The organism is Azonexus hydrophilus, from assembly GCF_038368255.1.
Lineage (GTDB): Bacteria > Pseudomonadota > Gammaproteobacteria > Burkholderiales > Rhodocyclaceae > Azonexus > Azonexus hydrophilus.
Genome location: NZ_CP151406.1, coordinates 123677 through 139322 on the forward strand (window position 1 = coordinate 123677; position 15646 = coordinate 139322).

At 64.4% G+C, this 15646-nt stretch carries 13 protein-coding genes, 2 tRNA genes and 1 riboswitch; of the genes, 11 read left to right on the plus strand and 4 right to left on the minus strand.

The window, feature by feature from the left end; genetic code table 11:
* Positions 1–48 precede the first annotated feature (48 nt).
* The 7 genes from AADV58_RS00535 to AADV58_RS00565 all read left to right on the plus strand — a co-directional run bounded on the left by AADV58_RS00535 (position 49) and on the right by AADV58_RS00565 (position 5606).
* Positions 49–1254 carry an HD-GYP domain-containing protein gene (locus AADV58_RS00535; protein WP_341743775.1) on the plus strand — a complete coding sequence of 402 codons (1206 nt, stop codon included), beginning with the start codon at positions 49–51 and terminating at the stop codon, positions 1252–1254.
* A gap of 20 nt (positions 1255–1274) precedes the next feature.
* Positions 1275–1339, plus strand: a riboswitch (S-adenosyl-L-homocysteine riboswitch).
* 73 nt (positions 1340–1412) lie between these two features.
* A complete protein-coding gene (ahcY, locus tag AADV58_RS00540) occupies positions 1413–2813 on the plus strand; it encodes an adenosylhomocysteinase (protein ID WP_341743776.1) in 1401 nt (466 codons plus the stop codon).
* A 30-nt stretch (positions 2814–2843) separates the two neighbouring features.
* Positions 2844–3671, plus strand: a complete 828-nt coding sequence (locus AADV58_RS00545) for a TlyA family RNA methyltransferase (protein ID WP_341743777.1) — start codon at positions 2844–2846, stop codon at positions 3669–3671.
* A complete protein-coding gene (metF, locus tag AADV58_RS00550) occupies positions 3668–4492 on the plus strand; it encodes a methylenetetrahydrofolate reductase [NAD(P)H] (RefSeq protein WP_341743778.1) in 825 nt (274 codons plus the stop codon). Before AADV58_RS00545 ends, metF begins: the two co-directional genes overlap by 4 nt.
* Positions 4493–4531: 39 nt before the next feature.
* On the plus strand, positions 4532–5368 hold the full coding sequence (locus AADV58_RS00555) for an HDOD domain-containing protein (RefSeq protein WP_341743779.1): 837 nt from the start codon (positions 4532–4534) through the stop codon (positions 5366–5368).
* A 71-nt stretch (positions 5369–5439) separates the two neighbouring features.
* Positions 5440–5515: transfer RNA gene (locus AADV58_RS00560), tRNA-Lys, on the plus strand.
* Positions 5516–5530: 15 nt separating this feature from the next.
* Positions 5531–5606 (plus strand) — tRNA-Lys (locus AADV58_RS00565).
* A gap of 93 nt (positions 5607–5699) precedes the next feature.
* Here the strand turns inward: AADV58_RS00565 and AADV58_RS00570 are convergent.
* From AADV58_RS00570 to rng, 3 genes are all read right to left on the minus strand, one after another.
* On the minus strand, positions 5700–6128 hold the full coding sequence (locus AADV58_RS00570) for a ProQ/FINO family protein (protein ID WP_341743780.1): 429 nt from the start codon (positions 6126–6128) through the stop codon (positions 5700–5702).
* A 70-nt stretch (positions 6129–6198) separates the two neighbouring features.
* Positions 6199–7074 (minus strand): dienelactone hydrolase family protein, encoded by an 876-nt coding sequence (locus AADV58_RS00575; protein WP_028994090.1) that lies wholly within the window; start codon positions 7072–7074, stop codon positions 6199–6201.
* Between the two features lie 21 nt (positions 7075–7095).
* The gene (rng, locus tag AADV58_RS00580; RefSeq protein WP_028994089.1) at positions 7096–8547 is read right to left on the minus strand and encodes a ribonuclease G; all 1452 of its coding nucleotides are present in this window, start codon (positions 8545–8547) and stop codon (positions 7096–7098) included.
* A 36-nt stretch (positions 8548–8583) separates the two neighbouring features.
* Here rng and yegQ point away from each other — a divergent pair, with 36 nt between their 5' ends.
* Together yegQ and AADV58_RS00590 are read left to right on the plus strand one after the other, a co-directional pair.
* Positions 8584–9876 carry a tRNA 5-hydroxyuridine modification protein YegQ gene (gene yegQ, locus AADV58_RS00585; RefSeq protein WP_028994088.1) on the plus strand — a complete coding sequence of 431 codons (1293 nt, stop codon included), beginning with the start codon at positions 8584–8586 and terminating at the stop codon, positions 9874–9876.
* A gap of 41 nt (positions 9877–9917) precedes the next feature.
* Complete coding sequence (locus tag AADV58_RS00590; RefSeq protein ID WP_051295247.1) at positions 9918–10991, plus strand: acyltransferase family protein; 1074 nt, start codon at positions 9918–9920, stop codon at positions 10989–10991.
* Here the strand turns inward: AADV58_RS00590 and AADV58_RS00595 are convergent.
* The gene (locus AADV58_RS00595; RefSeq protein WP_028994087.1) at positions 10939–12897 is read right to left on the minus strand and encodes an acetoacetate--CoA ligase; all 1959 of its coding nucleotides are present in this window, start codon (positions 12895–12897) and stop codon (positions 10939–10941) included. The two genes, AADV58_RS00590 and AADV58_RS00595, sit on opposite strands and share 53 nt — an antisense overlap.
* Positions 12898–13118: 221 nt before the next feature.
* Between AADV58_RS00595 and AADV58_RS00600 the strand changes: the two genes are divergently transcribed.
* On the plus strand, positions 13119–14741 hold the full coding sequence (locus AADV58_RS00600) for a methyl-accepting chemotaxis protein (RefSeq protein WP_028994086.1): 1623 nt from the start codon (positions 13119–13121) through the stop codon (positions 14739–14741).
* A 126-nt stretch (positions 14742–14867) separates the two neighbouring features.
* On the plus strand, positions 14868–15641 hold the full coding sequence (locus AADV58_RS00605; protein ID WP_028994085.1) for an enoyl-CoA hydratase: 774 nt from the start codon (positions 14868–14870) through the stop codon (positions 15639–15641).
* Positions 15642–15646: the final 5 nt, after the last annotated feature.

Below are 15646 nucleotides of genomic sequence, written 5' to 3' on the forward strand. Positions count from 1 at the left end.
AGACAAAAGGGGCTTCGGCCCCTTTTATTTTTGCTAGTATTGCCACATATGCTGAAAAAAATCCCGGTCGAGCATCTACGTCTCGGCATGCACCTTCAGGCCTTCTGTGGCGACTGGCTGGAACACCCGTTCTGGCGGACCCGCTTCGTCCTCAAGGATGCGCAGGACCTGGTCCTGATCAGGGAAAGCAGCATCCGCGAAGTGTGGATCGACATCAACAAGGGCATCGATGTCGAAGCGGACCGCACCCGCAGCGAGGATGAATTCGAGACCATCGAGGAAATTCCCCCGCCGCCCCCCGTCGTTCAGCCCAAGGCCGCCTTTGCCGACGAAGTAAAACGTGCCTCGCGCATCGTCGCCAAAGGCCGTGAAGCCGTGGTCTCGATGTTCCAGGAAGCGCGCATGGGCAAGGCCATCGAAGCCGAAGCCGCAGCGCCGCTGGTCGAGGAAATTTCCAATTCGATGCTGCGCAACCCTGGTGCGCTGGTCAGCATCGCCCGCCTGAAGACGGCGGACGACTACACCTACCTGCATTCCGTCGCCGTCTGCGCCTTGATGATCGCGCTGGCCCGCCAGCTCGGACTCGACGAGCAACAAACGCGCGAAGCCGGCATGGCCGGTCTGCTGCACGATCTGGGCAAGGCGATGATGCCGAGCGCCGTGCTCAACAAACCCGGCAAGCTGACCGACGCCGAATTCGCCGTGGTCAAGACCCACCCGGAAGAAGGCCACAAACTTCTGCTGGCCGGCAACGGCGCCAGCGAAATCGCCCGCGACGTCTGCCTGCACCACCATGAAAAATTCGACGGCAGCGGCTATCCGGCCGGCCTGTCCGGCGAGGCGATCAGTCTTTACGCGCGCATGGGCGCGGTCTGCGACGTGTACGACGCAATCACCTCCAACCGCCCGTACAAGGCCGGCTGGGACCCTGCCGAATCGATCCGGCGGATGGCCGAATGGAAGGGGCATTTCGATCCGGCCATCTTCCAGGCCTTCGTCAAGAGCCTGGGCATCTACCCGGTCGGTTCGCTGGTCCGGCTCGAATCCGGCAAGCTCGGCGTGGTCGTCGAACAGAATGGGCAATCGCTGCTCAAACCGCGGCTCAAGGTATTTTTCTCGACCCGCTCGCAAAGCTACCTGAAGCCGGAAACCATCGATCTGGCGCGCAGCGCCGAAAAGATCGCCGGCCGGGAAGATGCCGAAAAATGGGGAATCAAGGATGTGGACCGCTACTGGGCTGCCGAAACAGTCTGAAAACGGTTTATAATCCGCCACCTACCGAGGAGCGCTGCAAGAGACCCTATCTCTCAGGCTCGGTTCAAAACTGCGCTCACTGTCCAACCCTGCCGGGCGCAGGGGGTTCGGTGAGTTGAACACCGCCCCTCCCCGTCACAGTTATTCAGGAGCTTACTGTGGCCAATACCCAAGACTACGTCATTGCCGACATCAACCTTGCCGACTGGGGTCGCAAGGAAATCCGCATCGCCGAAGGCGAAATGCCGGGCCTGATGGCCATTCGCGAAGAATTCGCCAAGACCCAGCCGCTCAAGGGCGCACGCATCACCGGTTCGCTGCACATGACCATCCAGACCGCCGTGCTGATCGAGACGCTGACCGCGCTCGGCGCCGAAGTCCGCTGGGCCTCGTGCAACATCTTCTCGACCCAGGATCACGCCGCCGCCGCCATCGCTGCCGCCGGCATCCCGGTCTTCGCCGTCAAGGGCGAAACCCTGGTCGATTACTGGGACTACACCCACCGCATCTTCGAATGGGCCGACGGCGGTTACTCGAACATGATCCTCGACGACGGCGGCGATGCCACCCTGCTGCTGCACCTGGGCGCTAAGGCCGAGAAGGACATTTCCGTCCTGGCCAAGCCGGGCTCCGAAGAAGAGACCATCCTCTTCGCCGCCATCAAGGCCAAGCTGGCCACCGACCCCACCTGGTATTCCGTGCGCCTAGCCCAGATCAAGGGCGTGACCGAAGAAACCACCACCGGCGTCCATCGCCTGTACCAGATGCACCAACGTGGCGACCTCAAGTTCCCGGCCATCAACGTCAACGACTCGGTCACCAAGTCCAAGTTCGACAACCTCTACGGCTGCCGCGAATCGCTGGTCGATGGCATCAAGCGCGCCACCGACGTCATGGTCGCCGGCAAAATCGCCGTGATCTGCGGCTACGGCGACGTGGGCAAGGGTTCGGCGCAAGCCATGCGCGCCCTGTCGGCACAAGTCTGGGTCACCGAAATCGACCCGATCTGCGCGCTGCAGGCCGCCATGGAAGGCTACCGCGTGGTGACCATGGAATACGCCGCCGACAAGGCCGACATCTTCGTCACCACGACCGGCAACTTCCACGTCATCACCCATGACCACATGGCCGCGATGAAGAACAACGCCATCGTCTGCAACATCGGCCACTTCGACAACGAAATCGACGTCGCCTCGCTGGAAAAGTACCAGTGGGAAGAGATCAAGCCGCAAGTCGACCACGTGATCTTCCCGGACGGCAAGCGCATCATCCTGCTCGCCAAGGGTCGCCTGGTGAACCTCGGTTGCGGTACCGGCCATCCGTCCTACGTGATGTCCTCGTCGTTCGCCAACCAGACCATCGCCCAGATCGAGCTGTTCACCAAGACCGCCGACTACCCGGTCGGTGTCTATACGCTGCCCAAGCACCTCGACGAAAAGGTCGCCCGCCTGCAGCTGAAGACGCTCAACGTGCAGCTGTCGACGCTGACGCAGCAACAGGCCGACTACATCGGCGTGCCGGTGGAAGGCCCGTACAAGGCCGACCACTACCGCTACTGATCGTCCGCAGCTGCCACCGAGACCGCCCCGATGAGCATGAACTCCTTCCATGCCCGCCAGGGCGGTCGGCAACGTGACGAGAAACCGGTCAAGACGCCGGTCGACCGTCACGGCCTGCTGCGCGCCGACGCCCTGCTGGTCCAGCGCGGACTGGCAGCGTCGCGCACGCAGGCGCAGCGGCTGATCGGCGAAGGCCGGGTACTCGCCGACGGCAAGGCGATCGCCAAGCCATCGCTGGAACTGCCGGCCGACGCCGTCCTCACCGTTGTCGAAGACGAAAGCGACCGCTACGTCTCGCGCGGCGGCCTCAAGCTGGCCGGCGCCCTGGCGCACACCGGTATCGCTGTCGCCGGCAGGACCTGCCTCGATGTCGGGCAATCCACCGGCGGCTTCACCGACTGCCTGCTGCAGGCCGGCGCCACGCAAGTGGTCGGCGTCGATGTCGGTCACGGACAACTGCACGGCAAGCTGAAAAACGACGGGCGCGTCAGCGCACTCGAAGGCATCAACTGCCGCGCCCTGAGCGCCGCCGATCTCGGCGACGCCATGCCGACCGGCGGTTTCGACCTGATCGTCGGCGACGTCTCGTTCATCTCGATGACCCTGGTGCTGCCGCAACTACCGGCGCTGCTCGCCGCCGACGGCGACCTGCTGCTGCTCATCAAGCCGCAGTTCGAAGTCGGCCCGCACAACATCGGCAAGGGCGGCATCGTGCGCGACCCGACGCTGTACCGCGAAGTCGAAGGACGCTTTCTTGATCTGGCCCGGCAACTCGACCTGACCGCAAAAGCCTGGCTCGACAGCCCCATCACCGGCGGCGACGGCAACCGCGAATTCTTTATCTGGCTGAAAAAATGAACACCAATATCTCGATCGAATTCTTCCCGCCGCAGACGCCCGAAGGCGTGGAAAAACTGCGCGCCACCCGGGCCGAACTGGCCAAGCTGAAACCCGAGTTCTTCTCGGTCACCTACGGCGCCGGTGGCTCGACCCGCGAGCGCACCTTCGCCATCGTCCGCGAAATCGCCAGCGAAGGCTTCGACGCTGCGCCGCACCTGTCGTGCATCGGCTCGACGCGCGAATCGATCCGCGAAATCCTGGCCGAATTCAAGGCGACCGGCGTCCACCGCATCGTCGCCCTGCGCGGCGACCTGCCGTCGGGCATGGCCGAGACCGGCGAATTCCGCTACGCCAACGAACTGGTCGAATTCATCCGCGCCGAAACCGGCAGCCACTTCAGCATCGAAGTCGCCGCCTACCCGGAATGGCACCCGCAGGCGCGCAGCCCGAAGGACGACCTCGAGGCCTTCGCGCGCAAGGTCAAGGCCGGCGCCAACTCGGCGATCACCCAGTATTTCTACAACGCCGACGCCTACTTTCATTTCGTCGACGAAGCGCGCGCACTCGGCGTCGACATCCCGATCGTGCCCGGCATCATGCCCATCGTCGGCTTCACCAAACTGGCCCGCTTCTCGGACGCCTGCGGCGCCGACTTGCCGCGCTGGATGCGCAAGAAATTCGAGAGCTTCGGCGACGACAGTGACTCGATCCGTGCTTTCGGCCTCGATCTGGTCACCGAGCTGTGCGAACGCCTGCTCAAGGGCGGCGCCCCGGGTCTGCACTTCTACAGCATGAACCAGTCGGCGCTGACCAGCGAAATCTGCCGTCGCCTGAGCTGAGCAGCACACAGAACGCGGGGCGCAGGGTAAGATTTGCCGATGGATCGCAAACTCGCCCTGCAGGAACTCGCCGACCAAGCCGGTAACGGCGAACTCGTCTTCCCCACCGGGGTCGACGTCTCGCTCAAGTTGCTGCAGCAACTGGACGACCCCGATTGCCACGTCGACCAGGCGGTGCAACTGGTCAAAGGCTCCCCGCTGCTGGCGGCCCGCATCGTCGCGGTCGCCAACAGTGCCGCCTACAGCCGTTCCGGGCAGGCGGTCACCGATCTGCGCACGGCCATTTCGCGGATCGGACTGCGCACCACCCGCACCCTGACCATGGCCATCACCACCCAGCAGATGGCCGGCCAGTCGGCATCGCCGGAAATCGCCAAGCTGACCCGGCAACTGTGGGAGCACACCGCCCACGTCGCCGCCCTGGCGCAGACCATCGCCCGCCGGATCACGCACCAGGACCCGGAAACCGCGTTCTTCGCCGGCATCGTTCATGAAATCGCCGGTTTCTACCTGATCTCCCGGGCCGCCGGGAATCCGGGCCTACTGTCGGGCGACCCGGCCGACTGGACCGAGGAAAGCGAGCCACGCATCGCCCGCGCCATCCTCACCCGCATCGGCACCCCTCAAGCCGTCACCGATTCGCTGGATAACCTCTGGGAAGGCCTGCTCTCGCTGCCGCCGGTGACCCTCGGCGACACCCTGCTGCTGGCCAACGAACTGGCCCCGGTCGCCTCCCCTCTGTACCAGGACCAGCCCCCCCGCGCCCCCGACATGGCGCCGGTCATCGACGCCCTGGTCGACGACGCGATGCTCAGCAGCATCCTCGAAGAATCGGCCAGCGAAGTCGCCTCGCTGGTCGACGCCCTGCGCTTCTAATGCGTTAATTTTCCATCCTGCGTTGACGCCGGCCGGCTGCTTGCCTATAATGCGCGCTTCCCGTGTGGGCCGGGTCGGTAGCTCAGTCGGTAGAGCAGCGGACTTTTAATCCGTTGGTCGCGAGTTCGAATCTCGCCCGACCCACCAAAGTGGAAAAATTCTGGGTCGTTAGCTCAGTTGGTAGAGCAGCGGACTCTTAATCCGTAGGTCGAGTGTTCGAATCACTCACGACCCACCAGAATTCGAAGGCCTGTACTCCAGTACAGGCCTTTTTCATTTGCCCAAAATAAAGCCAGTCCACAGACTGGCTTTTTGTTTTCCGCGGCCGGTCTTACTTGCGACCGAACTTCTCCGTCAGCTGCTGCAGCTTCTGCTGTTTGAGCGCCTCGGCCTTGTTGGCGGCTTCGACGGCCTTGCGCTGTTCGGCCTGCTTCTTGAAGCGTTCCTTGAGCAGTTCGGCGGCGTGCTGGCGGTTTTCGTCGGTGACTTCACCGGCCTGGCTGCCGTCGAGATTCAGGCGGTGGCTGGCCTTTTCCATTTCGCGCAGGTAGCGCGTTGCCATGGTGTGGCTGCGCATCGCCAGGCGGATGGATTTCTTGCTCAGTTCCGGCAGCGCGGCGAACAACTGCTTGTCGATACCGATGGCCAGCGGGCTGTAATTGCGGAAGACATCGAAGCGGGTTTGCAGGTCCTTGAGCAGGACGCGGATGTCGGTCGACTTCTCGGTAGCGGCGGGGGTGGCGGATTCGGCAGAGGTCATGATGTTGGCGGACTGAATCGAGGCGCGAAGGTTAGCACGGAATGCCCCTTCGCGCCCGCAGAAATGGCGTTCAGACGCCGTTCTGACGGAACCAGGCGAGCATCCGGCGCCAGCCGTCCTCGGCTTCTTCCTTGCGGTAGCTCGGTCGGTAATCGGCGTGGAAGGCATGCGGTGCGTTGTCGTAGAGAACGATCTCCGAGGCCTTGGCGGCCGGGCTGCCGTTTTTCAGGGCCGCTTCCATGGCGTCGACGGTTTCGATCGGGATGCCGGTGTCGACACCGCCGTAGAGGCCGAGCACCGGGGCCTTGAGTTCGCCGACCAGATCGGTCGGATGACGCGGGGTGAATTCGTTGACCGTGCCGACCAAGCGGCCGTACCACGCCACCCCGGCCTTGACGCCGGGATTATGGGCGCTGTACAGCCAGGTGATGCGGCCACCCCAGCAGAAACCGGTGATCGCCAGGCGAGCGGTATCGGCGCCCTGCTTTGCCGCCCAGGCGACGCTGGCGTCGAGATCCTTCATGACCAGTGCGTCCGGCGTGCGGCCGCTGATCTTCTCGATGATTTCGGCGACGCTCTCGATCTTGCGCGGGTCGCCCTGGCGGGCAAACAGTTCCGGAGCAATGACGAAATAGCCGAGTTTGGCCAGGCGACGGGCGGTGTCGCGGATGTATTCATGGACGCCGAAGATTTCCGAGATCAGCAGCACCACCGGCGGCTTGGCCAGACCGGCCGGTGCGGCGCGGTAGGCGACCATCTCGCCGTCGTGCACCGGCACCTTGACCTCGCCTTCGATGAGGCCGGCGGCGTCGGTGTGGATCGCCGTCTGCGCGGCGACCGGCAGCGTCGCCAGGGCGAAACCGGCGCCCAGGCTGGTGACCAGGAAGCTGCGGCGGTTGAAATGTTGCGGGGGTACCAGGCTGTCGAATTCTGCCTTGTTGTCCATGTTTGTCTCCTCGGTGGGTGTTTACATCAGAACGATGTCGTACTGCTCCGGTGAATAACTGGGTTCGGACTGCAGGGAAACCGATTTGCCGATGAAGTCGGAGAGCATCGCCAGCGCCTGCGACTCTTCGTCGAGGAACAGGTCGACCACCGCCGGGCCGGCCAGGATGCGGTACTCGCGGGCGTTGAACTGGCGCGCCTCGCGCAGCAGTTCGCGGAGGATTTCGTAGGCCACGGTACGCGCCGTCTTGACCTCGCCGCGACCGTCGCAGGTCGGGCAGGGTTCGCACAGCACGTGCGCCAGCGATTCGCGGGTGCGCTTGCGGGTCATCTCGACCAGCCCCAACTGGGTAAAGCCATTGACCGTCAGCCGCGTATGGTCGCGCGACAGCGCCTTGTTGAACTCTTCCAGCACCGCCTTCTTGTGCTCCTCGTTCTCCATGTCGATGAAATCGACAATGATGATGCCGCCAAGGTTCCGCAGACGCAGCTGGCGGGCGATGGTGACCGCCGCCTCGAGGTTGGTCTTGAAGATGGTGTCGTCGAAATTGCGCACGCCGACGAAACCGCCGGTGTTGACGTCGATGGTGGTCATCGCTTCGGTCTGGTCGATGATCAGGTAACCGCCAGACTTCAGGTCGACGCGACGGGCCAGCGCCTTCTGGATTTCGTCCTCGACGCCGTGCAGGTCGAACAGCGGCCGCAGGCCGGTGTAATGCTCGAGCATGGACTCGACCGCCGGCGTGTATTCCTGGGCGAAAGCGCTGAGTTTCTGAAAATTTTCCCGCGAGTCGATGACGATGCGTGAGGTTTCCGGATTGACGAAATCGCGCAGCACGCGCTGACCGAGCGACAACTCCTGGTAGAGCAGGCTGGGCGGGGCGCTGGTCCGCGCCTTGTCGCGGATGTCGGCCCAGGTCTTGCGCAAATAGGCGATGTCGGTGGCGAACTCGGCGTCGCTGGCGTTTTCGGCCATGGTCCGGACGATGAAGCCACCCGGCTCGTCGGCCGGCACCAGACGGGTGATCTTCTCGCGCAGCATCTCGCGCTCGGCTTCGGCCTCGATGCGCTGCGAGATGCCGATATGCTTCTCCTGCGGCAGGTGCACCAGCATGCGACCGGCGATGGAAATCTGCGTGGACAGGCGGGCGCCCTTGGTCCCGATCGGGTCCTTGACGACCTGGACGACGATGCTCTGGCCTTCCGCGAGGATTTTCTCGATCGGCCGTTCCTGCGCCGTTTCGCGCGGCTGCCAGATGTCGGCGACGTGGAGGAAGGCGGTACGTTCCAGCCCGACATCGACGAAGGCCGACTGCATGCCGGGCAGGATGCGGACGATGCGTCCGAGATAGACGTTGCCGACCAGACCGCGGCTGGCGGTGCGCTCGATGTGCAACTCCTGGACAACCCCTTGTTGCATGACGGCAACGCGAGTCTCCTGCGGCGTGAAATTGATCAGGATTTCTTCGGACATAGTCTCTACAATTCTCGGTTTTTGCTGGATTCTACTATGCGCAAGGCGCCCGAACTCCTCGCCCCTGCCGGTTCGCTCGACATGATGCGAACCGCCTTCGCCTTCGGCGCCGACGCCATCTACGCCGGCCAGCCGCGCTACAGCCTGCGCGTGCGCAACAACGAGTTCGGCGACCTGGAAAAACTCGGCGGCGCGATTGCCGAGGCACACGCCGCCGGCAAGCATTTTTTCGTCGTCAGCAACATCTTCCCGCACAACGCCAAGCTCAAGACCTACCTCGACGACATGGCGCCGGTCGTCGCACTCAAGCCGGACGCGCTGATCATGTCCGACCCCGGCCTGATCGACATGGTGCGCACGCAATGGCCGGAACAGGTGATCCACCTGTCGGTGCAGTCGAACACCGTGAACTGGGCAGCGGTGCGCTTCTGGCAGAAGGTGGGCGTCAGCCGCGTCATCCTGTCGCGCGAACTGTCGCTCGACGAAGTCGCCGAAATCCGCCAGCAATGCCCGGACATCGAGCTTGAAGTCTTCGTCCATGGTGCGCTGTGCATCGCCTACTCCGGCCGTTGCCTGCTGTCCGGCTACTTCAACCACCGCGACCCGAACCAGGGTACCTGCACCAATTCCTGCCGCTGGGACTACAAGGTGTCGACGTCCGACGGCGCCCCCCTGCCCCCCGGCCAGCCGGTCAACTTCTACAGCAGCCCGGAGCAGGAAATCCTGCTCGAAGAACGCCAGCGCCCCGGCGAACTGATGCCGATCGAGGAAGACGAGCACGGCACCTACATCATGAACTCGAAGGACCTGCGCGCCATCGAGCACGTGCACCGACTGACCGAAATCGGCGTCGATTCGCTGAAGATCGAGGGCCGCACCAAGAGCCCCTACTACGTCGCCCGCACCTGCCAGGCCTACCGCCAGGCCATCGACGACGCCGTCGCCGGCCGCCCGTTCGACCCGCGCCTGCTCGGCGAGCTGGAAAACCTGGCCAGCCGCGGCTACACCGACGGCTTCTACCAGCGCCACCACGACGCCGACTACCAGAACTACCTGCGCGGCCATTCCGAATCGGACAAGAGCCAGTACGTCGGCGACGCCGTCGCCTTCGACGCGGCGCGCGGCCTGATGCAGATCGAGGTCAAGAATCGCTTCGCGCTCGGCGACCGCATCGAATGCGTGCATCCGCAGGGCAACCTGAACGCCACCATCGGCCGCATGGAAAACGCCGACGGTCAGCCGGTCAGCGTCGCACCGGGCAGCGGCCACCGGGTATGGATTGATTTGCCCGAGCGGTACACCGATTCCTTCGTCGCGCGTTACTTCTGAATCGCCAGTAATCCGCGCGCCTATCGGGCGCGTATGCCGCCATGGCCAACGCCGCCCGCATGCCGCTGATCGACGCCCTCAAGGGCGTCGCTTCGCAGATCATCCTGCTTCACCACCTCGCGCTCTACGGGCCGCTGTCGCTGGCCGTCGCCGCCGCGTTTCCGGATCTCGCCGAGTGGCTGGTCGACTACGGGCGGATGGCCGTGCAGGTTTTCCTCGTCATCGGCGGTTTTCTGGCCGCCCGCAGCCTGTCGCCGACCGGCGGCGCGCTGGCCGACAATCCGCTACCGCTGATCGGGCGACGCTACCTGCGCCTGGTGTTGCCCTTCGTCGCGGCGATCAGCCTCGCCGTTGCCACCTCGGTACTGGCCGACCTGTGGCTCGACGACCCGGCGATTCCCGAACTCGCCACCCCGGGCCAGTGGCTGGCGCATGCGCTGCTGCTGCATGGTGTGCTCGGCAGCGAATCCCTGTCGGCCGGCGTCTGGTACGTCGCCATCGACTTCCAGTTGTTCGCCCTGCTGGCCTTGCTGCTCTGGCTGGGCCGCACGGCGACCCTTGCCTGGCTGGCGGCATTCGGCCTGGCCACCGTCTCGCTGTTCTGGTTCAACCGCGACAGCAGCCTCGACAACTGGGCGATCTACTTCTTCGGTGCCTACGGGCTGGGCGCCGCTGCCTGGTGGGCGTCGACGCGCCGTGGCACGCTAGGCTGGCTGCTGCTCGCAGCCGCCGTCGCCGCGACTGCGCTGCTCGTCGATTTCCGCCCGCGCATCGCGATTGCCCTGGCTACCGCCATGCTGCTCGGCTTTGTCCGGTTGTCGGGCTGGCGCGAGCAGTGGCCGGGTAGCCGGATCACCGACTTCCTCGGGCGCATTTCCTACTCGGTCTTCCTGATCCATTTCCCGGTACTGCTGCTGATCAACGCCCTGTTCGCCGCCCACCCGGCCGATGACCCGGCGGCGGTTGCCTGGTGGATGCTGTTCACCTGGGTCAGCTGCCTTTACGCCGGCCTCGTCTTCCATCGCTGGATCGAGCTACCGGCGGGAAAATGGCGCCTGCCGGCTAGTCGGCGAGTTCGGGGCGGGCGCGGAAGCAATCCAGCGCTTCCGGATTAGCCAGCGCCTCGACGTTCTTCACCGGCCGCTCGTGCACCACGTTGCGCACGGCCAGTTCGACGATCTTGCCCGACTTGGTACGCGGAATGTCGGCCACCTGGACGACCTTGGCCGGTACGTGCCGCGGCGTCGTGTTGGCGCGGATCTGCTGCTTGATGCGCGCCACCAGCGCCGTATCAAGCACCGCTCCCTCGGCCAGTTTGACGAAGAGCACGACGCGCACGTCGTCGTTGCGCCCCGGCGGCCAGTCCTGGCCGATCACCAGCGATTCCAGCACTTCCGGCAACTGCTCGACCTGGCGGTAGATCTCGGCCGTGCCGATGCGCACCCCGCCCGGATTGAGCGTCGCGTCCGAACGGCCGTAGATGATCATGCCGTCGTGCGCGGTCAGCTCGGAAAAGTCGCCGTGGCACCAGACATTGTCGAAGCGTTCGAAATAGGCCGCGCGATATTTGCTGCCGTCGGCATCGTTCCAGAAACCGACCGGCATCACCGGGAACGGACGGACGCAGACCAGTTCGCCCTTCTCGCCGCGCACCGGCCGGCCTTCCTCGTCGAACACCTCGACCGCCATGCCCAGCCCGCGACACTGGATTTCGCCGCGATAGACCGGCAACACCGGGTTGCCGAGGACGAAGCAGGAAATGATGTCGGTGCCGCCGGAAATCGACGCCAGCAGCAGGTCGGCCTTGACCTCGCGGTAGACCCAGTCGAAACCTTCCGGAGACAACGGGCTGCCGGTCGAGAACATGGCGCGCAAGGCGGCCAGGTCATGTGTCTTGCCCGGCGTCAGCCCGGCCTTGGCGGCAGCGTCGATGAACTTGGCCGAAGTGCCGAAGTGGGTCATGCGCTCGGCCTCGGCGTAGTCGAACAGCACCGTGCTACCGGCGGCAAACGGCGAGCCGTCATAGAGCAGCAGCGTGGCGCCGGCAGCAAGGCCGGAAACCAGCCAGTTCCACATCATCCAGCCGCAGGTGGTGAAGTAGAACAGGCGGTCACCCGAACGCACGTCGCTGTGCAGCACATGCTCCTTGAGGTGCTGCAGCAGCACGCCGCCGTGGCAATGGACGATGCACTTGGGCACACCGGTGGTGCCGCTGGAGAACATGATGAACAGCGGATGATCGAAAGCAACGCGGCGGAAGGCCGGCGCCGCGTCGGCATCGGTCACCGCTAGCGCCGACCAGTTCACGGCATTGGCAATGCCGCCGATTTCCGGTGCCTCGGCCAGGTAGGGCACGACCACGGTTTTCAGCAGCGACGGCATCTGCGCCACCACATCGGCATTCTTGGCCAGGCAGTCGACCGGCTTGCCGTTGTACCAGTAGCCATCGACACAGACCAGCACCTTGGGTTCGATCTGGCCGAAACGGTCGAGCACGCCCTGGACGCCGAAATCCGGCGAGGCCGAGGACCAGATCGCGCCCAGTGCCGTCGTCGCCAGCATGGCGACCAGCGTCTCCGGCAGGTTGGGCAGGTAACCGGCGACGCGGTCGCCTTCGCCGACCCCGGCATCGACCAGGAAGCGCTGGAAGCGCGCGACTTCGCGCCGCAGTTCGCGCCGACTCATGCGCCGCTTGACCTTGTCCTCGCCCCAGAACACCAGCGCCTCACCGTCATCGTCGTGGCGCAACAGGTTCTCGGCGTAGTTCAGGCGGGCCTGCGGGAACCAGCGCGCACCGGGCATCCTGCCGCCGTCTTCGAGCACGGTCTCGCCGCGCTCGCCGATGGCGCCACAGAAGCGCCAGACCTGCGGCCAGAATTCCTCGGGCCGGTCGACCGACCATTGCCACAGATCGGCGTAGCGCCCGTAACCGGTCGCCTGCATGAATTGCGCCATGCGCGTATCGCCAACGGTGGCGGGATTCGGGGACCACAGCGGGGTGGTATCGATGGCGTAGCTCATCTTGTCTCCTGTTTTTTTCGTTGATGCGAAAGATAACAGGAGTCGGCGGCAACAGATTGTCGCCGACCGGACATTGGTCAGGCCGGCACGTACATTAGCGAATCAGCGTATGCCGAAAGTCATAGAAATTGCTTCTATCCCCCTAGGGTTTTGCCTAGAATGGCGAGTGGAAAATTTTCCGCAAATGAGAACCATCATCAAACCGATAAAGGGGATCGGGAATGAAGATCAACTCGCCGGTGACGAACGTTGAACAAGCCTTCCCGGATGGGAAGTACATCGTTTCGCGCACCGACCTGAAAGGCATCATCACTTACGCCGACGACACCTTCGTCAAGCTCAGCGGCTTCGCGCGCGAGGAGCTGATCGGCACCAGCCACAACATCGTGCGCCATCCCAGCATGCCGCCGGCGGCATTCGCCTGGGCCTGGGAAACGATCAAGGCCGACCGGCCGTGGCGCGGCATGGTCAAGAACCGCTGCAAGAACGGCGACTACTACTGGGTCGATGCGCTGATCGTGCCGGTGCTCAAGGACAACCGCAAGATCGGCTACATGTCGGTACGGACCAAACCCACCCGGCAGCAAATCAGCGATGCCGAAGCGCTGTACGGCAAGCTTGCCGCCGGTCAGGCAAAGACACCGAAAGCGTCGGCCTGGGCGCACATCCCGCTGAAAACCAAACTGAGCGCCCTGGTCATCGGCATGATCGTCGTCCAGGTGCTCGGCGCGGGCCTGCAGGCTTTCACCGGCGAACTCGGGCTGAGCGCCGGCATGACCAATTGGCTGGCCAGCCTGTTCAGCCTGCTTGGCATCGGCGCCGGTGTTGCGCTGATGCTGCTCCAGGGCAGCCTGATGACCATCATTGGCCGGATCACTGGTCGCCTGAGGAACATCGCGCAGGGCGACCTGACCGACGAGATTCCCTTGCACCGGGTCGATGAACTCGGTCGCCTGAACGACGCCCTGGTGACAATGCAGACCCACCTGAAATCGATGATGGCGGAAATTGCCGAGGCCAGCACGGCAGTGACCGGCGACGCCGAATCGCTGACCCGGGAAATCGACGAGACACGCCGCTCGACCGCCGCCCAGTCGGCCGCCGCCAGCAGCATTGCCGCAGCCGTAGAGCAACTGGTGACCTCGGTCAACGAGATCGCCGACAACGCCCAGCAGGCTTCGGGCGCTGTCCTCACCTCGCACGAACTACTGGCCGCTGCCTCGCAACGCATGGAACAGAGCCAGCAGGCGTCGGACAACGTGGTCACCACCGTCCGTTCGGCCGGCAGCACGATGGACGAACTGTTCCAATCGATCTCGGCCATCGAACGGGTCAGCCAGGTCATCCGCGAGATTGCCGACCAGACCAACCTGCTGGCGCTCAATGCCGCCATCGAGGCCGCCCGAGCCGGCGAAGCCGGCCGTGGTTTCGCCGTGGTTGCCGACGAGGTCCGCAAACTGGCCGAGAATTCGAGCAAGCAGACCGGTGAAATCGCCGCCAGCATCCGCCGCATCCAGAGCAGCACGCAGTCCGCCATCGCGACCATGAGCGACGCCGCCGACCATGTCGGCAACGCCAATGCCGCCGCCGGCTCGGCCCGTGAAGGACTCGACGCGGTTGCCACCCAGGGCGGCAAGGTGCAGGAACTGGCCGGCCACATTGCCCAAGGCACCCGGCAGCAATCCGCCGCCGGCAACGAGATCGCCATCCGGATGGAGGACATCGTCAGCGGCGTCAACCAGACCTCGCGCACCATTCAGGAAGTCGGCGCGCGCAGCGAGGACATGAAGCAAACCGCCAGCCGCCTGCGCGAACTGATCGGCTACTTCCGCTTCATCCGCTGAACGACGCAATCCAGGCAGGGAACGCCGGCCGCCACTAGGCCGGCGCGACCGCTATCGCTAATATGTCGGCTCCGCCGTGCGACTGCCGTACGTGCGGACACAACGATAACGAACCTGGAGAACAGCATGAGCAACGTCGTCCTCAACGAAGTCCACGGCAAGGTGGGCCTGATCCGCATCAACCGCCCGGAAGCGATGAATGCGCTGAACAACGAAGTCGTCGACGGCATCGCCGCCGCCATCGACGCCTTCGAAGCCGACGAGAACATCGGCTGCATCGTCCTCACCGGCAACGAAAAGGCCTTCGCCGCCGGCGCCGACATCGGCTTCATGAAGGACTTCGACTACATGCACGCCTATAAAACGGACTTCATCACCCGCAACTGGGAGCGTATCAAGACGACCCGGAAACCGGTGATCGCCGCCGTTTCGGGCTTCGCGCTGGGCGGTGGCTGCGAGATGGCGATGATGTGCGACATGATCTTCGCCGCCGATACGGCCAAGTTCGGCCAGCCGGAAATCCGCCTTGGCACGCTGCCCGGCGCTGGCGGCACGCAGCGCCTGCCGCGCGCCGTCGGCAAGGCCAAGGCGATGGACCTGTGCCTGACTGCGCGCATGATGGACGCCGCCGAAGCCGAAAAGGCCGGCCTGGTCGCCCGCGTGATTCCGGCCGAGCAACTGCTGGACGAAACGCTGAAGGCCGCCACGACCATCGCCGGCTATTCGCTGCCGGTGATCATGATGATCAAGGAATCGGTCAACCGCGCCTTCGAGTCCTCGCTCAACGAAGGCCTGCTGTTCGAACGCCGCGTCTTCCACTCGGCTTTCGCGCTCGAAGACCAGAAGGAAGGCATGGCCGCCTTCGTCGAGAAGCGCAAGCCGGCGTTCAAGAACCGCTGAGTTCC